Source organism: Bradyrhizobium sp. BR 10289 (assembly GCF_019455385.1).
Classification (GTDB): Bacteria; Pseudomonadota; Alphaproteobacteria; order Rhizobiales; family Xanthobacteraceae; genus Bradyrhizobium.
In genome coordinates this window covers 53,043-73,779 of record NZ_JACOFR010000001.1, presented here as the reverse complement: position 1 = coordinate 73,779, position 20,737 = coordinate 53,043, and the positions used below count along the sequence as shown (strand labels likewise).

Annotated in this window: 12 protein-coding genes; 1 reads left to right on the top strand and 11 read right to left on the bottom strand. The window is 65.1% G+C overall.

Going from position 1 to position 20,737, the window contains the following annotated elements:
• Window positions 1-122 precede the first annotated feature (122 nt).
• Window positions 123-8,465, top strand: coding sequence for an autotransporter-associated beta strand repeat-containing protein (locus HYH08_RS00320; RefSeq protein ID WP_220007750.1), 8,343 nt, complete (start codon window positions 123-125; stop codon window positions 8,463-8,465).
• A gap of 131 nt (window positions 8,466-8,596) precedes the next feature.
• Here HYH08_RS00320 and HYH08_RS00315 read toward each other — a convergent pair whose 3' ends face one another.
• From HYH08_RS00315 to HYH08_RS00265, 11 genes are all read right to left on the bottom strand, one after another.
• Window positions 8,597-9,703: a polyamine ABC transporter substrate-binding protein gene (locus HYH08_RS00315; RefSeq protein ID WP_220007749.1), complete on the bottom strand. Its 1,107-nt coding sequence runs from the start codon at window positions 9,701-9,703 to the stop codon at window positions 8,597-8,599.
• A gap of 6 nt (window positions 9,704-9,709) precedes the next feature.
• On the bottom strand, window positions 9,710-10,888 hold the full coding sequence (locus HYH08_RS00310; RefSeq protein WP_220007748.1) for an aminotransferase: 1,179 nt from the start codon (window positions 10,886-10,888) through the stop codon (window positions 9,710-9,712).
• Window positions 10,889-10,895: 7 nt separating this feature from the next.
• On the bottom strand, window positions 10,896-11,222 hold the full coding sequence (locus tag HYH08_RS00305) for a rhodanese-like domain-containing protein (RefSeq protein ID WP_220007747.1): 327 nt from the start codon (window positions 11,220-11,222) through the stop codon (window positions 10,896-10,898).
• 158 nt (window positions 11,223-11,380) lie between these two features.
• A complete protein-coding gene (locus HYH08_RS00300; protein ID WP_220007746.1) occupies window positions 11,381-13,309 on the bottom strand; it encodes a potassium transporter Kup in 1,929 nt (642 codons plus the stop codon).
• Between the two features lie 139 nt (window positions 13,310-13,448).
• On the bottom strand, window positions 13,449-15,347 hold the full coding sequence (locus HYH08_RS00295) for a potassium transporter Kup (protein WP_220007745.1): 1,899 nt from the start codon (window positions 15,345-15,347) through the stop codon (window positions 13,449-13,451).
• A 172-nt stretch (window positions 15,348-15,519) separates the two neighbouring features.
• Window positions 15,520-16,347 (bottom strand): OmpA/MotB family protein, encoded by an 828-nt coding sequence (locus HYH08_RS00290; protein WP_220007744.1) that lies wholly within the window; start codon window positions 16,345-16,347, stop codon window positions 15,520-15,522.
• Window positions 16,348-16,370: 23 nt separating this feature from the next.
• Window positions 16,371-17,144 (bottom strand): motility protein A, encoded by a 774-nt coding sequence (locus HYH08_RS00285; protein ID WP_220007743.1) that lies wholly within the window; start codon window positions 17,142-17,144, stop codon window positions 16,371-16,373.
• A gap of 211 nt (window positions 17,145-17,355) precedes the next feature.
• Complete coding sequence (locus HYH08_RS00280; protein ID WP_220007742.1) at window positions 17,356-18,180, bottom strand: SDR family NAD(P)-dependent oxidoreductase; 825 nt, start codon at window positions 18,178-18,180, stop codon at window positions 17,356-17,358.
• Between the two features lie 16 nt (window positions 18,181-18,196).
• Window positions 18,197-18,916: an RraA family protein gene (locus HYH08_RS00275; protein ID WP_220007741.1), complete on the bottom strand. Its 720-nt coding sequence runs from the start codon at window positions 18,914-18,916 to the stop codon at window positions 18,197-18,199.
• A gap of 121 nt (window positions 18,917-19,037) precedes the next feature.
• A complete protein-coding gene (locus HYH08_RS00270; RefSeq protein WP_220007740.1) occupies window positions 19,038-19,922 on the bottom strand; it encodes a CDP-alcohol phosphatidyltransferase family protein in 885 nt (294 codons plus the stop codon).
• Between the two features lie 86 nt (window positions 19,923-20,008).
• On the bottom strand, window positions 20,009-20,713 hold the full coding sequence (locus HYH08_RS00265) for a phosphatidylserine decarboxylase (protein ID WP_349631393.1): 705 nt from the start codon (window positions 20,711-20,713) through the stop codon (window positions 20,009-20,011).
• Between the last annotated feature and the right edge of the window lie 24 nt (window positions 20,714-20,737).

Here is a 20,737-nt window from a genome sequence, read left to right as displayed (position 1 = left end):
GGACACCGCTTCCCTCCCGGTGAGATGAAGGTGCGGCAGACTCGACTTTTCCGGGCTGCGGGAATGATGGCGTATGGATGAGCTGCCAGGCTGATCCGTGCGCGCGGCGGGGGAGCGCGACAGTGGCAGCAGCAGCGTATCAGTTTGTTGGCAAGCACCGCTTGCGGGCGCTCTTTCTGGTGTCCACGGCCTTGGCCCTGGTCGCGACGCTGCCGGCGCTGGCTCAAAGCACGGGCGCCGGTGGTGCCGGTGGCGGGGACGGTTCGAGTTCGGCGGCGGGCGGAGGCGGCGGATCGGGTCTCGGCGGCGACGGCTCCGTCACAGGCACGAACGGCGGAAACGGGACCGGGCCCGGAGGCAATGGTTCTCCGGGCGCCGGCGGCGGCTCGGATCAGGGCGGCGGCGGTGGCCAGGGCTATGGCGCAGCCACGGGCGGCGGTGGCGGCGGCGCAGGCGGCGCCGGGCTGACCTTAAGCTCGGATTTGACCAACAATGCCGCGATCAAGGGCGGCAACGGCGGCAACGGCGGTAATGGTTACTCGGCCTCCAGCCCGACCTATTCCTATGGGTCCGGCGGCGGTGGAGGCGGCGGCGGATCGGGCATCATCGCAACGACGGCTAGCCAGATCATCAACAACGGCACGATTGCCGGCGGCGACGGCGGCGGCGGTGGCGGTACCGCGGGTCCGGGTATCCCCTTTCCGAGCAGTCTTGCGAGGGGCACTGGCGGGCGCGGCGGCAATGGCATTACCGTAACGGCCTCCTCCGGGTTGACGATCACAAATTCTGGTTTGATCAAGGGCGGTGACGGCGGCACAGATTTTCAAAACTCGAATGTCGGCACAAGGCCACAGGCCGGCGGCTATGGAATCATCGGACAGAACCTGACGATCGTGAACAGCGGCACGATCTCTGGCGGCGAGTACGGTGGCGCCAATCATGGCCCCAATGGCGGCGGGATCGGCGTGCTGTCGTCCGCCATCGTCGTGACCGGTGGCGTCAACAGTATCACCGCGCTCTCCGGCAGCAACATCGGCGCGATCGAGCTCGGGGGCGCCACGACGATGGCGGGCGCTTTCAACAGCACGGTCCAGGTCAATGGCGGCGTCACCATGTCGGTGACCGGGGCAACGGCGGCGAATGACGTCACCGGCATCACTGTTCTGACGAACTACGGCACCATCGCCATCGGCTCCGGCCGCACGCTGAGCGCCGAGACGATCAACAACAATGGCAGCACGATCAGCATCGGTGCCGGCGCGACGCTGCAAGGCGTCGGCAACACGCTCAACAACAACGCTGCCATCGATGTCGGCGCCGGCGGTGCCGTTGTCGACGCCGGCGCGGTGAACAATCTGGCCGGCGGCAGTATCAATTTCTATGGTCCCACCGGAACGGCGACGCTGTCATCCGGAACGAACAGCATCGTCAATGACGGCAGCATCAAAGTGCTCGGGGGCAACGTCGCCGTCACTGGCGACATCACAAACCAGAACAGCGGCGTGTTGACGTTGACCGGCGGTAACATGACCGGAGTTGGCACGCTGACCAACAGCGGAAGCGCGAACGTCAACATCGGCGCAGGTTACAATCTCGGCGTCGGGACGTTCAACGTCTTTGGCGGCACTGTGACCGGAACAGGCACGATCACCGCATCGACCGCAATCAATCTCTGGGGCGGTTCGATCGGCGCGACGCTCGCCGGCGATGCCGCCCTGACCAAGGACAGCGCCGCGACGGCGATCCTCACAGGCGCCAACACCTATACCGGCGGCACAACTATCATCGCCGGCACGCTGCAGCTCGGCACCGCCGGCAGCACCGGCGGGATCCAGGGCAGCGTCACCGTCAGCTCCGGCAGCACGTTCAGTCTCGTCGACGCCAACACCAGCGGAATCACCAGCATTTGGAATTCTGGAACGACGGAGTTCCGCAACAGCACGAGCGCCGGCAGCGCTCCCCTCAGCAACGACGGCACCGTCGCCTTCTTCGATCAAAGCACGGCTGGCAGCGCGTCCATCAACAACAATGGCACCCTGCAGTTCAATAATTTCAGCACGGCTGGAACCGCTCTGATCACGAACCTGCAGTCTCTCGCCTTCCACAACAGCGCCTCAGCCGACCACGCCGCGATCACCAATACCGGAACGGTGACTTTCGACGGCACGAGCACAGCCGCCAATGCGACCATCACCACCAACAACGCCCTGAACTTTTCCGGCAGCGCCACAGGCGGCAGCGCCTCGATCGTCAACAACAACGGCGTCCTGAACTTTTCCGGCAGTGCCACGGGCGGGAACGCCTCGATCGCCAACAACACCGGCGGGACGATCTATTTCTACGGCAACAGCACGGGTGGCGGCGCAGCCATCACCAATAGCGCCGGAGGCTCCGTCGATTTTTCGAATTCGACCGGCCCGGCCGGCGACGGCAAGCTCGCCGCCGGTTCGATCGCGGGCGCAGGCGCCTACTATCTCGGTGGCAATCAACTCTGGGTGGGCTCCAATAACCAGTCGACCGAGGTCAGCGGCATCATCTCCGGCACCGGCGGATCGCTGGTCAAGACCGGCACCGGCACGCTCATCCTGTCGGGAACGAATACCTATACGGGCGGCACCAGCGTCTCCGCCGGCACGCTGCAGCTCGGGACGCTCGGCAGCGTCGGCGCGGTCAGGAATACGATCGACGTTGCCCTCTCGGGGAGGCTCAATCTCGTCAACGCCGACATGAGTGGCCTCGGATCGATCGTCAACAGCGGCACAACCAACTTCCTCAACCGGGTCGACAGCGACGGCATCGCGATCGTCAGCAATGCAGGCGGCACGGTCGATTTCTCAGGGACGACGGGCGCCGCGGGAGACGGCAATGTTCATGCGGGCTCGATCGCCGGCGCCGGCAATTATGTTCTCGGCACCAATCATCTCATCGTCGGCAGCAGCAATACCGACACCGAGACAAGCGGTGTCATTTCGGGCGCGGGCTCGCTGGAAAAAGCCGGCGCCGCGTGGCTGACGCTGAGCGGAATCAACACCTATTCGGGCGGCACCACAGTCACGAACGGCACGCTGGCTATCGGCAGCTCCACCCGCTTCGGCTCGATCCAGGGTGCCGTGACGGTGAACCATGCCGCAAACTTCTACGTCGTCAACTCAAACGCCGATTCGATCAGCAGCATTTCAAACTCGGGCAACACCGCCTTCTTCAACAATTTGAGCGCCGGCCACGTCACGATAACGAACGCCGCCTACCTCTATTTCAACGACAATTCGACGGCCGGCAACGCCGACCTCGACAACGGGGCCTACACCTGGTTTCAGGGCACGAGCTCCGCCGGAAATGCGACAATCACGAACCACGACCACCTTATGTACTTCACGGTCAACAGCACCGCCGGGCACGCGACCATCAACAACACCACCGGCTGGTTGTACTTCCAGGACAACAGCAGCGCGGGCAGCGCAACGATTACGAGCCACTCGTACATGTTCTTCACCGGCAACAGCAGCGGTGGAAGCGCGACCATCACCAATAACTCGTATCTGCAGTTCAGCGACCAAAGCAATGCCGGCAACGCCGTCATCGTCAACGACGGAATCCTCGATTTTTCGGGCACGACAGGCGCAGCCGGCGACCACAAACTGACGGCCGGCTCGATCGCAGGCCGCGGCTATTACGATCTCGGCGCCAACGAGCTCACGGTCGGCTCGAACAATCAATCGACCGAGGTGGCCGGCACCCTCGTCGGCTCCGGTGGTTCACTGGTGAAGACCGGCACCGGCACGCTGACCGTCTCCGGCATCACCCGCTATACCGGCGGCACCACGATCAACGGCGGCACACTCCAGATCGGCAATGGCGGGACAACCGGCTCCGTTGCCGGCAACATCGTCGACAACGGCACGCTCGTCTTCAACCGCAGCGACACATTCACCATCGCCGGCAATATTTCCGGCGGCGGCGCCCTGCAGCAGGTCGGTTCGGGCACCACGATCCTGACCGGCAACAGCAGCTTCGCGGGCGGCACCACGATCGCGGCCGGTACCTTGCAGATCGGCGATGGCGGAACGACCGGCTCGCTTGCCGGCAATGTCGTCGACAACGGCACGCTCGTCTTCAACTGCAGCGACACGATCACCGTCGCCGGCGACACGTCCGGCACCGGCTCCATGCAGCAGGTCGGTTCGGGCACCACGATCCTGACCGGCAACAACAGCTACACAGGCGGTACCACCATCTCCGCCGGCACTTTGCAGATTGGCAGTGGCGGGACGACCGGCGCGATTGTCGGCAATGTCGTCAACGACGGCGTGCTCGCCTTCAATCGCAGCGACACGATCACCATCGCCGGCGGCATTTCCGGCAGCGGTGCCGTGCAGCAGATCGGCTCCGGCACCACGATCCTGACGGGCACGAACACCTATGGTGGCGACACGACCGTCTCCAGCGGCCGGTTGCAGTTCGGTAACGGTAGCGCAGGCGGCAGCAACAATCTGGGCGGCAACGTCAACGTCACAGGCGGCACGCTGGCGATCGCGGCGCCCGCGACGCTCAATGTCGCGCAGACCGTGACCTTCGGCAACAACACCGCACTGTCCGTCGCTGCCGGCACCAGCAGCCCCGCCCTGTCCGCCGGCAGCGTCGCGATCGGCAACGGCGTCACCTTCGATATCAGCGGCATCAACGATGCGAGCCAGCACGACAAGGTGCTGATCGACACCCGATCGGGCATCAACGGCAACTTTGCCGGCGTCACCGTCGGCGGCTTCAGCGGCACGGTGGACTACCTCACGCTGACCACCCACAAATCGACCAACGGCCTGCAATACCTCGCCAGCTACGGATTAAACTGGACTGCGGGCAACTCGCTCGCCCACGGCACCTTCACGCTGACCAACGCTAGCGACACCTTCACGGTCGGCGTGGCGCTGACGGATCAATCGGCGAACCCTGCCACCGGCTGGAACGGCACATCGCTCACCAAGGCCGGTGCCGGCACCCTCGTCCTGACCGGACACAACACTTATAGCGGCGGCACGACGATTTCGGGCGGCACGCTCCAGATCGGCGATAGCGGCGCGACCGGCTCCGTTGTCGGAGCGGTGACCGTCGGCGGCGGCGCGACATTCGACATCGTCAATGCCGACACGGGCGGCATCACCGGCATCGCGAACAGCGGAACCACGAACTTCCGCAACGCAAGCAGTGCCGGCAGCGCCACCATCACCAACGCTGGCACCCTGAACTTCAACGACACGAGCAGCGCAGGTGCTGCCACCATCGCCAACAGCGGCGCCGGCAACGTCACCTTCAACAATGCGAGTTCGGCGGGCAGCGCGACCATTAGCAGCGACAACAACTTCCTGTATTTCAAAGACACCAGCACTGCGGGCAGCGCCCACATCACCAACAGCGCCAACAGCAGAGCCGTCTTCCAGGGAAACGCCACCGCCGGCAACGCAATTATCACCAACAGCGCCTATCTGTATTTCTACGGCAGCAGCACGGCCGGCAATGCCGTCATCACCAACAACAATTGGCTGTCTTTCAACGAAAACAGCACGGCAGGCAGCACCAATCTCACCAACAATCGCTGGCTTTATTTCTACAGCAACGGCACCGCTGGCAGCGCGACCATCAGCACCTCCAATCTGATGGTTTTCCGCGACAACTCCACGGCCGGCAACGCGTCCATCACCAACAGCAACACCATCAATTTTGTCGTCAGCAGCACGGCCGGCAGCGCGACCATTACCAACACTACCGGCGGCACGACCTCCTTCCAGGACAATGCGACCGCCGGCAATGCGCAGCTGATCAACAACGCGGCCAATGCCGTCTTCGACTTCTCCAGCAGCACCGGACCGAATGGCGACCGCAAGCTCAGCGCCGGCTCGATCGCCGGCAACGGTACCTTCTATCTCGGCGCCAACGCGCTGACGGTCGGCGGCAACAATCTGTCGACCACGGTCAGCGGCGTGATTGCCGATGGCGGCGCGAGCGGCGGCACCGGTGGTTCGCTGGTCAAGACGGGCACCGGCACCCTGACGCTGTCGGGCTCCAACACCTATACCGGCGGCAGCACCTTCGCCGGCGGAACGGTCAGCGTCTCCTCGGACACCAATCTCGGCGACCTCGCGGGCAGCCTGACCTTCAACGGCGGCACCCTGCAAATCACCGGCACGGCATTCAACGCCACCGCGCGCACCATCAACTGGGGCGCAGCAGGTGGCACGTTCGACATCGCAGACGCCGCCAACAATTTCACCGTCAGCCAGAGCCTTAGCGGCGGCGCGCTGACCAAGTCGGGCGCCGGCACCCTGACCCTGACCAGCGCTGCAGGTTTCTCCGGCGCGACGGTGTCCGCCGGAACGCTGGCATTCCTCAACACCTCGGCCGGCAGCGCTGATATCACCAACAACGCGCAGCTGGCGTTCCACGGCAACTCCACGGCCGCCAGCGCGACCATCACCAACACCGGCAATGTGCTGTTCGACGGCAACTCCACCGCCGGCAACGCGCAGCTCGTCAACACCACCTCCAGCGCCGTCATCGACTTCCACACCCACGGCGCAGGCAGCGACGGCAAGATCAGTGCTGGCTCGATCGCCGGCAGCGGCCAGTTCAAGCTGAACGCCGTAGAGCTGACGGTCGGCGGCAACAATCTGTCGACCACCGTCAGCGGCGTGCTCTCCGGCGACGGAAGTACGACCGGAACGTCGCTGATCAAGCTCGGCACCGGCAAGCTGACCCTGTCGGGCGTCAACACCTACACGGGCGCCACCACGGTCGACGCCGGCACGCTGGCGGTAAACGGCTCGATCGCGTCCTCCAGCAGGCTCACCGTGAACAGCGGTGGCACACTCGGCGGCACCGGCATCGTCGGCAACACCACGATCGCGAACGGCGGCAAGCTGGCGCCCGGCAATTCCGTGGGCACCCTCACCGTCAGCGGCAATCTGGCGTTCACGACCGGCAGCTTCTACACGGTCGAGGTCTCCGCCTCCGCCGCCGACCGCACCAACGTCACGGGCTCCGCGTCACTGACAGGCGCCACCGTGCAGGCGACGGCGATCCCCGGCAGCTTCCGCAGCCAGACCTTCACACTCCTGAATGCAACCGGCGGGCTCGGTGGAACGCAATTCGACGGGCTGACCATTGCCGGAAGCGTCAGCCCCGCCCGAAATCCCCACCTCACCTACGACCTGAACAACGTCTTCCTCGTGCTCGATCCCGGCACGATCGTGCTGCCGGCAGGCACCAGCGGCAACCAGACCAGTGTCGCCGGCGGTATCAACCACGCGGTCGAGAGCGGCACGACGCCGCCGGCCGGCTTCGACGTTTTGCTCAACATGAGCGGCCCGCAGCTCGACCGGTCGCTCAGCCAGGTCTCGGGCCAGCCGGGCACAGCCAGCACGCAGGCCGCGTTCGGCGCCATGCAGCAGTTTCTGGGCATGCTCGATCCGCTCGGTGGCGGCGGCTCGGACGGCGAGCGCGGCAGGTCGGCTGGCGACGGCGGGACACTGGGCTACGCTTCCACCGCACCAAACGACGCAAGGACGCGTGAGGCCTACGCCGCGGTGACGCCGCGCGACACCAGCAGCGATGCCATCGACCGTCGCTGGGGCGTGTGGGCCTCCGGCTATGGCGGCGGCAGCAATTTGAGCGGCAATGCCGCGGCCGGTTCGAGCTCCACCACCAGCCGCATCTACGGCACCGCGGTCGGCGCCGATTATCGCCTCTCGCCGGACACGCTGGTCGGCTTCGCCCTCGGCGGCGCCGGCTTCAACTTCTCGGTGACCGATGCGCTCGGCAGCGGCCGCGCCGATGTCTTCCAGGCTGGGCTCTATGCCCGCCACAATTTCGGCCCCGCTTATCTCTCGGCGGCACTTGCCTATGGCTGGCAGGATGTCACTACGGATCGCACAGTGACGGTGTCGGGCACCGACAAGCTCTCCGCGAACTTCAAGGCCAGCACTTTTGCCGGCCGCCTGGAGGCGGGCTGGCGCTTGGTGCCCGTGCCCGGCTCGACCTTCGGCGTGACGCCCTACGCGGCCGTGCAGGCGACCACCTTCCACCTGCCCGGCTACGGCGAGACCGCACTCGTCGGCAGCAACCAGTTCGCGCTCTCTTACGGTTCTCAGGACACGACGAATGTGCGCACCGAGCTGGGCGCGCGCACTGACCAGCGTTTCCTGGTCGGGAATGGCCAACTCACGTTGCGCGGCCGGCTCGCCTGGGCGCACGACACCAACACCAACCGCCTCGTGAACGCCGCCTTCCAGACGCTGCCCGGGGCCGCCTTCACGGTCAGCGGGGCGCAGCCTGCCGCGGACTCCGCGCTGGTCGGCGGCCGCGCCGAGATGAAATGGCGGAACGGCCTGTCGCTCGCCGGCACCGTCGAGGGCGAATTCTCCCGCAGCACGCAGACCTACACGGGCAAGGGCACGGTGCGGTATGAGTGGTAGGAAGCATCCTGCGCCCGCGCGGAAATTAAGCCAGGCCGGATCGCGACTTAAGCAGCGCGACCGCCGGCAAGGCGCAGATGGCGGTTCTACTGTGCATGGGGTTGTTTTGAAAAAACGAGCTGACGAGGCGCCTACCGCCCCGTCTTCACCTTGGTCCAGAGCCGGTTGATGATGCGCTGAGTCGCCGGCTCGCGGGCCGTGATGACGAACAGTTTTGAAAGCGTCGCCTCGTCCGGATAGATGTTCTTGTCGCCCAGGATCTTCGGATCGACCAGCTTCTGGCTGGCGAGGTTGCCGTTGGCGTAGGACAGGAAGTCCGAGTTCTTGGCGGCGACATCAGGACGATAGAGATAGTTGATCAGCTCGTAGGCTTCCGCGACGTTCTTGGCATCCGCGGGGATCGCGAGATTGTCGAAGAACATCTGCGCGCCCTCCTTCGGGATGGTGTAGCCGATCTCGATGCCGCTCTTGGCTTCCGCCGCCCGCGCGCGGGCCTGCATGATGTCGCCGGACCAGCCGACCACGAAGCAGATCTCGCCGGTGGCGAGCGCGCTCAGATATTCGGACGAGTGAAACTTGCGCACGGACGGGCGGACCTTGGCGACGGCATCGGCGGCCTTCTCGAGGTCGGCCGGCTTGGTCGAATTCGGATCGAGCCCGAGCCAGCTCAGCGCCGCCGGAAAGATGTCGTCGGCGGAGTCGAGCATGTGCACGCCGCAGTCTTTGAACTTGGCGAGGTTCTCCGGCTTGAAGACGATGTCCCAGCTGTCGATCTTGGCGTCGGGACCGAGGATCTGCTTCACCTTGGCGACGTTGTAGCCGATGCCCGTCGTGCCCCACATGTAGTTCGCGGCATAGACGTTGCCGGGGTCGTAGGTGGCGAGGCGCTGCGTCACCACCGGCCAGGCATTAGCGAGGTTCGGCAGCTTCGCCTTGTCGAGCTTCTGGAAGATGTTGGCCTTGATCTGGCGCTGCAGGAAATACGCCGTGGGCACCACGACGTCGTAGCCGGACTTGCCGGCCATCAGGCGCGTCTCCAGCGTCTCGTTGGCGTCGAAGGTGTCGTAGACCACCTTGATGCCGGTCTCCTTCGTGAACGCCTCGAGGACATCAGGCGCCATGTAGTTCGACCAGTTGTAGAAGTTGACGACCCGCTCCTCGGCCCCGGCAGGGGCGGAAAGCAACGTCAGCGCTGCGGCGATCGCGAGACCAAAGCGAGAGCGGCTGACATTGGTCATCTCTGTCTACCTCTTGCGTCCACGCACCGCGTCAGACAGCCGCTCCAGCGCGGTGTCCAGCGTCTGGTCCTTCTTGGCAAAGCAGAAGCGCACCACTGAGGTCACCGGGTCCTGCTCGTAGAACGCCGAGACCGGGATCGCCGCGACCTTGTAGTCCTTCACGATGCGCCAGCAGAACTCGGTGTCGCTCTCGTTGAGTCCGAGCGGCGACAGGTCGACGGTGAGGAAGTAGGTGCCTTGCGACTTCAGCACGGGGAAGCCGAGGCTCTCCAGCCCCTTGGTCAGGCGGTCCCTGCTCCGCGTCAGATCCTTGCGCATCGACAGGAAGTAGTCGTCGGACTTGCCGAGGCCGTAGGCGACGGCGGCCTGCAGGTTCGGCGCGGTGGTGAAGGTCAGGAACTGGTGCACCTTGGCCGCCACCCGCAGCAGCGGCGGCGCCGCACAGACGAAGCCGATCTTCCAGCCCGTCAGCGAGAAGATTTTTCCGGCCGAGCCGACCTTGATGGTGCGCTCGCGCATGCCGGGGATGGTGATCAGCGGGATGTGCTTGTGCTCGTCGAAGGTGACGTGCTCCCAGACCTCATCGCAGATCGCGATGACGTCGAACTCCTGGCAGTAGCGTGCGAGCAGTTCGAGGTCCTCGCGCGGATAGACCACCGCCGAAGGATTCAAGGGATTGTTGAACAGCACCGCCTTGGTCTTTGAATTGAACACGCTTTTCAGCATGTCCTCGTTCAAGCGCCAGTGCGGCGGCTCGAGACGAACCAGGCGCGGAATGCCGCCGGCCTGGCGGATGATCGGCAGATAGGAATCGTAGACCGGCTGGAAGCAGACCACCTCGTCGCCGGGCTGGACCACCGCGAGGATCGCCGAGGTCAGCGCCTCGGTGCCGCCGGAGGTCACCATCACCTCGCTCATCGGATCGAGCTTCAGCCCGTGCCAGTGGCCGTAATGGGTCGCGATCGCCTGGCGCAGTTCCGGCAGGCCCATCATTGAGGGGTACTGGTTGTAGCCGTTCAGCGAGGCGTCGGCCGCGGCGCGGCGGATGTCCTCGGGGCCGGGATCATCGGGAAAACCCTGGCCGAGATTGATGGCGGCATTGTCGCGGGCAGCCTGCGACATCGCCTCGAAGATGGTGACCGGAAGGTCGGCGAAGACCTTGTTCAGCGAAGAGCTCTTGGTCATCGCGAGCTTAGCCGCCGACCTTGCTGGGCAGCCCGGCCGCCTTCCAGCCGAGCATGCCGCCGGCCAGATGCTTGTCGTAAGGCAGGCCCGCCGCCTGCGCCGCGAGCGAAGCGGTCACGGAGCGCTTGCCGGAGCGGCAGGCGAACACGACCTCCTTGCCGGCGGGATCCGGGATCGCCTTGGGATCGAAGGTCGACAGCGGCACGACGACGCCATAGGGATAGGCCTCGGCCTCGACCTCGTTCGGCTCGCGCACGTCGACCAGGAGATAGCGGCCTTCCGCGACGCCCTTGGAAACCTCGTCCGGGGTCAGATCCTGTACTTGATGCGCCACTTCATCCTCCAACGTCGCAAGTCACCGGCCGGGGCGATCCCGGCGGGCGGCAACCTCGCCTCTCGCCCGACGAAAATCAAGCGCTACAAAGGCTTGAGCTGCCTTGCGCAAGTTAAAGCTAAATCGCAGCGACTTGAAGCCTGCTTTGAAGCCTGGGCCTAGATCGTCACCTGGGTGCCGACCTCGACGACGCGCCCCGAGGGGATCTGGAAATAGTCGGTGGCGTCGTTGGCGGAGCGGCTGAGTGAGATGAACAGGCGGTCCTGCCAGCGCGGCATGCCGGAATGGGCGGCCGGCTTGAGGGCCCGGCGCGACAGGAAGAACGAGGTCGACATGATGTCGAACTGCCAGCCCAGCTTGCGGGCGATGGCGAGGGCCTTCGGCACGTTGGGCGATTCCATGAAGCCGAACTTCAGCGTCACCTTGGAGAAGGTCGGCGAGATCTGCTCCAGCTTGACCCGCTCGGCCGGATCGATCCGCGGGGTCTGCGCGGTCTCGATGGTGAGAATGACGTTCTTCTCGTGCAGCACCTTGTAGTGCTTCAGACTGTGCATCAGCGCGGTCGGCGCGCTGAGCGGGTCGGAGGTCAGGAACACGGCCGTTCCAGGCACCCGCTGCGGCGGCCGCTTCTCCAGCATGGCGACGAGGTCGGCGAGCGGAAATTCGAGCTTGCGCGACTTCTCGAACAAGAGCCGGCTGCCGCGCCGCCACGTATACATCAGGATGATCATGAGCGCACCGAGCGCCAGCGGCACCCAGCCGCCCTCGAACACCTTGAGCAAATTGGCGGCGAGGAACGTCAGATCGAGGAACAGGAATGGCGTGATCAGGGCCGCGGCCGCGAACGGCGACCACCGCCAGACCTTCCAGATCACGACAAAGCCCATCATCGCCGTGACCACCATGGTGCCGGTAACCGAGATGCCATAGGCCGAGGCCAGCGCACTGGAGGAGCGGAACAGCAGCACCAGCAGCACCACCGCAACCAGCAGCAGCTGGTTGATGCGCGGGATGAAGATCTGGCCGGAATGGGCTTCAGACGTATGGCGAATTTCAAAGCGCGGCAGGAGGCCAAGCTGGATCGCCTGGCGGGTCAGCGAATAGGCGCCGGTGATGACGGCCTGGCTGGCGATGACGGTCGCGGCGGTCGCGAGCACGACCATGCCGCCGCGGATCCAGCCCTGCGGAAACAGCTGAAAGAACGGGCTCTCGATCGCGCCGGGATCGCCGAGCACGAGCGCGCCCTGCCCCAGATAGTTCAGCGCCAGCGACGGCAGCACGATGAACAGCCAGGCGGTCTGGATCGGCCGCTTGCCGAAATGGCCGAGGTCCGCATAAAGCGCCTCGGCGCCGGTAACCGCCAGGAACACCGCGCCCAGCGTCACGAAGCCGATGATGCCGTGGTGGAGCATGAAGGACACGGCGTAGAACGGGTTCAGCGCGTACAGGATCTGCGGGTGCTGGATAATGGGGTGGATCGCCGCGATCGCGAGGACCGCGAACCACACGCACATGATCGGACCGAAGAACGCCGCAACGCGCGCCGTGCCGCGTGACTGGACGGCGAACAGGCAGACCAGGATGATCACGGTCAGCGGCACGATATAGGGCTCGAACCGCAACGTGACATCCTTCATGCCTTCGATCGCGGACAGCACCGAGAGCGCGGGCGTGATCACGGCATCGCCGTAGAACAGCGCGCCCGAGATGATGCCGAGCAGCACGATGGTCGCCCCACGGGTGCCGACCGCCCGCTGGGCCAGTGCCATCAGCGCCAGCGTACCGCCCTCGCCATTGTTGTCGGCGCGGAGCAGGATCACGACGTATTTCAGCGTCACCACGACGATCAGCGCCCAGAGGATCAGGGAAGCCACGCCCAGGATGGCCGCCGGCGTCGGGGCACCCTCCGCCCCTGAGGCCGCCATCACCGCCTCGCGGAACGCGTAGAGCGGGCTGGTGCCGATATCGCCATAGACGACGCCGATGCTGCCGAGCGTCAACGCGCCGAAAGCGGCCGTGGTGTGGGCGTCGCCATGCCCATTGGCCGCCGCCGTTTCCGGGGCGGGAACTGCTACGTCACTTGTCATGGGAGAGCCTGATGGCCTCTAAAATGCTTCACTGCACAATGGCGGAAGGGCGCGCGGCTTATAGTCCTGCGCTACCGGCATAGCCTAGACCGATTTCGGGCCCTAGGCATGCAAATCTGCATGGTTCCACCAATTGCGTTTAGATGGTGACCTGAGTCCCGACTTCAACCACCCGCCCGGTGGGAATCTGGAAATAGTCGGTCGCGTCGTTCGCGGACCGGCTCAGCGCGATGAACAGATGGTCCTGCCAGAGCGGCATGCCCGACTGCGCCGAGGCCTTCAGCGATCTCCGCGACACGAAGAACGATGTCGACATGATGTCGAACTGCCAGCCCTGCTTGCGCGCGATGGCGAGCGCCTTGGGCACGTTCGGCTGCTCCATGAAGCCGAAGCGCAGCCGGACCTTGAAGAACTTGTCGCTGATCTTCTCCATCCGGAACCGCTCGGACAGATCGACCCGCGGCGTGTGCGCGGTCTCGATGGTCAGGATCACGTTGTGCTCGTGCAGCACCTTGTTGTGCTTGAGGTTGTGCAGCAGCGCGGTCGGGACAAAGGCGGGATCGCTGGTTAGGAACACCGCGGTGCCCTTGACGATGTGCGGCGAGCGCTTCTCGAGGCTCCGGATCAGATCGTCCAGCGGCACCTCGATCCGGCGCGTCTTCTGCAGCAGGATGCCGGTCCCCTTGCGCCAGGTCCAGATCGTCCCGGCCATGGCCGCGCCGAACAGCAATGGCACCCATGCGCCCTCGAGCAGCTTGAGGAGATTGGCGCTGAAGAAGCTGATGTCGACGACGACGAAGGGCATGATCACCGCGGCAGCCGTCGCCGCACGCCAGTTCCACAACTTCCAGATCACGACAAAACCCATGACGCCGTCGGCGACCATGGTGGTGGACACCGCGATGCCATAGGCCGACGCGAGATTGCTGGGGGTGTGGAACAGCAGCACCAACAGCATCACGCCGATCAGCAGCAGGCGATTGACGCGCGGCAGATAGATCTGCCCGGCGTGGGTCTCGGAGGTGTAGCGGACCTCGAAGCGCGGCAGCAGGCCGAGCTGCACGGCCTGATAGACCAGCGAATAGGCGCCGGTGATCACGGCCTGGCTCGCGATCACGGTCGCGGCGGTGGCGAGCCCGACCAGCGGCAGCACCAGATGCTCCGGCACCATGCGGTAGAACGAATGCTCGATTGCGCCCGGATCGGACAGCACCAACGCGCCCTGCCCGAAATAGTTGATCAGCAGCGCAGGCAGCACGAAGAACATCCAGGCCGACTGGATCGGCTTGCGGCCGAAATGACCGAGATCGGCGTAGAGCGCTTCACCGCCGGTCACTGCCAGGAATACGGCGCCCAGCGTCACGAGGCCGATGGTGCCGTGCGACAGCAGGAATTGCAGCGCGTAATACGGATTGATCGCGGCGAGCACGGACGGATCATCGGCGATGTGAACGGCGCCCATCACCGCAAGAACGGTGAACCAGACCACCATCACCGGCCCGAAGGCCGAGGCCACCAGCGCCGTGCCCTTGCTCTGCACTGCGAACAACAACACCAGGATGATGACGGTGAGCGGTACGACGTAGTGCTCCAACGCGGGCGTCGCGAGCTTGAGGCCTTCGACCGCCGACAGCACCGAGATCGCCGGGGTGATCATGGAATCGCCGATGAACATGGAGGCGCCGACGACGCCGAGCGCGAGCAGGAACCAGCTTCGGCGCCCGAGCGCGCGCTGGCCGAGCGCCATCAGCGAGAGCGTGCCGCCCTCCCCGTTGTTGTCGGCGCGCAGCAGCAGCAGCACGTATTTGGCGGTGACGACGATCAGGAGGGCCCACAGGATCAGCGAGAGCACGCCGAGCACCATGGCCCGCGTCAGAGGCTCGCCATGCGCTGCGCCCCGGACAGCCTCGTGGAATGCGTAGAGCGGCGAGGTGCCGATGTCGCCGAAAACGACGCCGATGCTCCCGAGCGTGAGCGCCCAAAAACCCGAGGTGACCGGCCCTTCCTGGGTCTCGGCCTGTGTGATGCTCGCCGTCATGAAGGTGGAAAACGCTTCGTCCCTGAATTTGATCCGGCGCCTTTTGACGCTTCCGGCGCGCCTGTCAATCGGCACCCCACCTTAGCAGGCGCGGAGACGGATGCTGTGACGGCGCGGCCACGCACGTCGCCTGCGCGACTGATGCCTCAGGTAAGATGGTAGCGCAAGGGGGTTACGGCTTCAGATTCGGCGGCAGCGGCGGATCTTCGCGCATCAGGGTGATGGTCACGCGTCGGTTGGCGGCGAGCGAGGGATCGTCCGGAAACAGCGGCTGGGTGTCCGCCTTGCCGGCGACGGCGAAGATGTGGGAGGCCGGCAGGCCCTCCCGCTCCAGGATCTGGCGCACGGCGTTGGCGCGGTCGGCCGACAGGTCGAAGGCGCCGTAGTCGCTGCGGGTCGGAACGAAGCCGGCCGCGGTATGGCCGGCGATGGAGACGCGGAGCGGCGTCGCTTTCAGCGGAATCGCAAGCTTCTCGATCAGGCGGCGGGTGCGATCAAGCGGCACCTTGGAGCCGTCGGCGAACATCGAACGGCCGTCCTGGTCGACGATCTCGAGATTGAGGCCCTGCTTGGTCTCCTCGAACATGATGTGCTTGGACATCTCGGTCAGTTCCGGCATGTCCTGCAGCGCCTGGCGCAGCGAGGCCGCGGCGAGCGCAAAATTGCGGTCGATCTTGATCTTCGCGCCCGACGTCTTGTCGCGATCCTCCTGGTCCGGCGTCGGCGTGTTGGAGGCCTCCTCGGGCTGGATGTGATCGACGTTTTTCAGCCGCGGGCGCGTCGGCAGGCCGTCGGATTCGACGATGCCGGAGTAGCGCGCTTCGCTCTGGACACCGAAGGCCTCGCGCATGGAGCCTGCGACGATCTTCAACTTGTTGGCGTCCTGGGTCGAGAACGCGACCAGCATCACGAAGAACGCCAGCAACAGCGCCATGAGATCCGCAAATGTCACGAACCAGCCATGGCCGCCGTGTGCTTCCTCGCGCTTTTTCTTTGCCATCGCTCAGATCCCGGTGTCCGGCATCAAGCCGGAACCGGCTCGCCTTCGGCGTGACGGTGCTTCTCGGGCAGATAGGCCAGCAGCATTTCGCGCACCAAAGTCGGGCTCTTGGAGTCGCGGATCATCAGAATGCCGTCGATGATCAGCGTGCGGTTGGTTTCCTCGTCGATCAGCTTGGTGTGCAGCTTGTCGGCGATCGGCAGGCAGAGCAGGTTCGCGACGAGCGCACCGTAGAGCGTTGCGAGCAGAGCGGTCGCCATGAACGGGCCGAGCTTCGAGGGATCCGACATGTTCGAGAACATCTGCACCATGCCGATCAGCGTTCCGATCATGCCGAACGCAGGCGCGCAGTCGCCGACGGCGCGGTAGATCTTGCTGCCTTCGTTGAGGTGCAACAGGAAATTGTCGCGGTCGCGCTCCAGATTGTCCCGGATGAAATCGAGGTCGTAGCCGTCGGCGACGTAGCGAATGCCCTTAGCGAGGAACGGCTCGTCGGTCTCGACCTTTTCCAGGCCGACCGGACCCTGCTTGCGGGCGATTTCGGCGATGCGGGCGAGTTCGTCCACGAGGTCGTGTGCCGACAGCCGGCTCATTGTGAACGCGAACTTCATGCCGAGCGGCAGGCCGTGCACCAGCACGGAGAGTGGAAAGCGGATCATGGTCGCGGCGCCCGAGCCACCAAAGATGATGATCGCCGCATGGTCGCTGAGGAACATGCCGAGATCGCCGCCCATGAACACCATGAGCACGATAACAGCCAAGCCGCCCACAAGCCCGACGCCTGTCATAATATCCATGGGAGACTCCAACGCGAACGCAACAACGGCCATCCTGGCCGATGGTGCGGCCCAACCCGAACCGCATCGGAAACCCTAGAGAGGCGACCTTAAAGCCGCGTAAAGGTTAAGTTCGGTTGCCGCGACGGAGCGGCGCGCGTGCCTCAAAGCACGGCGGCTTTGCCGTTCCGCGACAGGAATCTCAAGGCTTTGCTAACCATAAAGGAGGCCGTCAGGACGACAGGCCTGCCAGCTCCAGGCTGAGCGCGCGCAGGCGGCTGCGCGCATCGGCATCATAGGCCTGCGGATTGGCGCGCGCCTCGTTCATGCCGTTGAAGAACAGGCCGCTCTTCCCGGCCACGTCGTCGCCTTCGACCAGATGCAGGATCGCCGCGCCGCCCTGCTCCACTGTCGACATCGGCGCAATGCCGCCGGCGCGCACCATCGTGGTGTTCATGTAGGTCGCCGGATGCAGCGCGTTCACGGTGATCCGGTCGCTCCTCAATTGCTCCGCGAGATCGATCGTGAACATGATCTGCGACAGCTTGCTCTGCGCGTAGGCGCGCGAGCCGCTGTAGCCCTTCGTGATCACGACGTCGTCGAAATCGATCGGATGCTGGCCGAGCGAGGCGACGTTGACGATGCGTGAAGGTGCGGCGGCTTTCAACATTGGCAATAGCAGATGAGCGAGCAGGAAACCCGAGAGATAGTTCACGGCAAAGCGCAGTTCGTGACCGTCACGGCTCTCCTGCCGTTGCGGCCCGTCATTCTGCGAGCCGATGCCGGCGTTGCTGACGAAGACGTCCAGGCGGTCGTGATCGCGGATCACAGCCGCCGCAAGCTCGCGCGTGCCTGCCATCGACGATAGATCGGCCTGATAGAAGGTCGGCGCAGCATGGCCATCCTTCGCGATCTCGTCGATCAGCGCCTTTGCGCGCGCAGCGCTCCGGCCATGGATCAGCACGTTCGCGCCTTCGGCGGCAAGGCGGGTGGCAACATAGCGCCCGACACCATCGGTCGACCCCGTGATCAGCACCGTCTTGCCGCGCATGTCCATGGCGTTCGCTCCAGGGTTAGTGGATCTCCGCCGAGCGCTTCAGTGCGGCCTTCAGCTTCTCCAGCGAGAAGTCGGGGCTGCGGGCGATCTCGAGGATCGGCGTTTCGCGGCGGCCGCAGAGTTCGGCAGCCTCCGGAAGCTTGGCGGCAATGTCGAGCGGGATCACGATGGCGCCGTGCTGGTCGGCATGAATGAGATCATCGGACCTCACGGTCATGCCGGCGACGCGCACCTCGCCGCCAAAACTCTCGGCGTGCACCCAGGCATGCGACGGGCCGATCGAGCCGGCCAGCGCCTGGAAGCCCGGCGCCCATTGCGGGATGTCGCGGATCGAGCCGTCAGTGATGACGCCGAGGCAGCCGAGCGCCTTGTGCACGTTGCTCTGCACCTCGCCCCAGAACGCGCCGTAGCCGACGTCGGGACCGTCGATGTCCTGGATCACCGAGATGCGCGGACCATGGCCGGTGCCGACATATTCGTAATATTCGATGCGGCGCCTGGACTGCTCTTCAGCCGGCAGCGACGACTTCAGCACCGAGCGGATCGCGACCGTGCGGGCATAGCCGACCATCGGCGGCAGGTCCGGGAACGGGCAAACCAGCGGCTTGGTGGTGTAGCCGATCAGGCGGCGCTCGGGCGCCACGACCTCCATCGCATTGCAGATCGTCGGGGTGTCGTAGCGGCCCAGCGCGTCGAGGACGGAAGCGGGCAGCGGCCCGGTCGCTTTATCAGTCACGGCGTTCTCTCCCAGATTGGCGGCCGCTGTTGGCGCGGTGCCGCCGGCACAGGGCGATATAGCCGAGATCGGGCCTCAACCCAACTCGGCACACCTCATGGCAGATATCCGCGAAGACCGTTTAGTGCAGCCGTCCGGGCCGATCGTCGTCGTCGTGCGGCGGCTCCGACAGGTTTGCCAGCGTCGGCGCCGAAGGCGGCGACGGCACCTCGCCGCCGGATTGCGCGGCGCTTCCCATCGCGCGCGCCTGGTCGCGATAGGATTTGTAGCCGAGCGGCAAAGCGAGCAGATACAGCACCGTGCCGATCGACAGCACGTACCAGGGATAGCTGATCAGCAGCGCAATGAAGAAGACCACGCCGACGAAGGCCGGCAGCACCAGCTCCGGCGGCACCCGCATGCGCATGCTCTTGCCGGAGAACACCGGCAGGCGCGACACCATCAGGAAAGCGATCAGCAGCGTGTAGCCGGCCGTCAGGGCCGCGGGCCAGCGCCCGAGGTCCAGGAACGCCGCGTAGATCGGCAACATCACCGTGATGGCGCCGGCCGGCGCCGGAACGCCGGTGAAGAAATTGGCGGCGAAGGCCGGCTTGTTCGGATCGTCCAGCGTGGCGTTGAAGCGCGCGAGGCGGAGACACATCGAGATCGCAAACACCATGGCCGCGATCCAGCCGGCATTGCCGAGTTCGTGCAGCTGCCAGAAATACAGCATCAGGCCGGGCGCCACGCCGAAATTCACGAAGTCGGCGAGACTGTCGAGTTCGGCGCCGAACTTGGATTGGCCCTTGATCATGCGCGCGATGCGGCCGTCGATGCCGTCGAGCGCGGCGGCGAACACGATGGCGTAGACCGCAAGCGTCATCCGCCCCTCGATTGACAACCGGATCGCGGTCAGGCCGGCGCAGATCGCCAGCAGCGTGATGACGTTGGGTACCAGCATCCGCACCGGGATCGGGCGGAACCGCCGGCGGCGCGCATCGGGATCTCTCAAATCATAGGGCTGCATGGCTCGTCCTTATCTCAAGGAGAGATATAGCAAGCCGGGCTCCCCTCCGCCATTGCGGCGGAAGGCCCCCGAGGACCGACTATTGGTTAATTGGCGCGAAAGGCGCGGCTCGGGTCGTCGCCGGCAAGATCGGCCAAGATCGTCTCGCCCGCGATCGCGGTCTGCCCCTCCGAGACCAGCGCCTTGGTGCCGACAGGCAAATAGACGTCGAGGCGCGAGCCGAAGCGGATCAGGCCAAAGCGCTCGCCGGCGCCGATCGCCTGCCCCTCCTTCACGAAGCAGACGATGCGCTTGGCGACGAGTCCTGCGATCTGCACCACGCCGATCCGCGCCGTCGGCGTCGAGATCACCAGCGAGTTGCGCTCATTGTCCTCGCTCGCCTTGTCGAGTTCGGCATTGATGAACAGGCCGGGTCGATAGGCGATACGGTCCACCCTGCCCGCTACGGGAGCACGGTTCACATGGCAATTGAACACGCTCATGAACACCGAGATGCGCGGCAGCGGCCGGTCGCCGAGGCCGAGTTCGGCCGGCGGCAACGCCATGGTGATCATGGAGACGCGACCGTCGGCCGGCGACACCACGAGCCCCTCACGCACCGGCGTCACCCGGACGGGATCGCGGAAGAACAGCGCGCACCACACAGTCAGGATCGTGCCGATCCAGCCCAGCGGCGACCACAGCCAGAACAGGATAAGGCTTGCCAGCGCAAAGCCACCGATGAAGGGATAGCCCTCCTTGTGGATCGGCGGAATCTGACGCTGGATCGAATCGAGAATGGACATCGCTATCTGCCGATCGGGGTTAAACGCACG

What these genes read in the sequence shown, in the direction of transcription:
- HYH08_RS00285 (WP_220007743.1), bottom strand. Translation starts at nt 17,144, where the DNA reads ATGGATATTATGACAGGCGTCGGGCTTGTGGGCGGCTTGGCTGTTATC.
- HYH08_RS00270 (WP_220007740.1), bottom strand. Translation starts at nt 19,922, where the DNA reads ATGCAGCCCTATGATTTGAGAGATCCCGATGCGCGCCGCCGGCGGTTC.
- HYH08_RS00315 (WP_220007749.1), bottom strand. Translation starts at nt 9,703, where the DNA reads ATGACCAATGTCAGCCGCTCTCGCTTTGGTCTCGCGATCGCCGCAGCG.
- HYH08_RS00290 (WP_220007744.1), bottom strand. Translation starts at nt 16,347, where the DNA reads ATGGCAAAGAAAAAGCGCGAGGAAGCACACGGCGGCCATGGCTGGTTC.
- HYH08_RS00300 (WP_220007746.1), bottom strand. Translation starts at nt 13,309, where the DNA reads ATGACAAGTGACGTAGCAGTTCCCGCCCCGGAAACGGCGGCGGCCAAT.
- HYH08_RS00295 (WP_220007745.1), bottom strand. Translation starts at nt 15,347, where the DNA reads ATGACGGCGAGCATCACACAGGCCGAGACCCAGGAAGGGCCGGTCACC.
- HYH08_RS00280 (WP_220007742.1), bottom strand. Translation starts at nt 18,180, where the DNA reads ATGGACATGCGCGGCAAGACGGTGCTGATCACGGGGTCGACCGATGGT.
- HYH08_RS00310 (WP_220007748.1), bottom strand. Translation starts at nt 10,888, where the DNA reads ATGACCAAGAGCTCTTCGCTGAACAAGGTCTTCGCCGACCTTCCGGTC.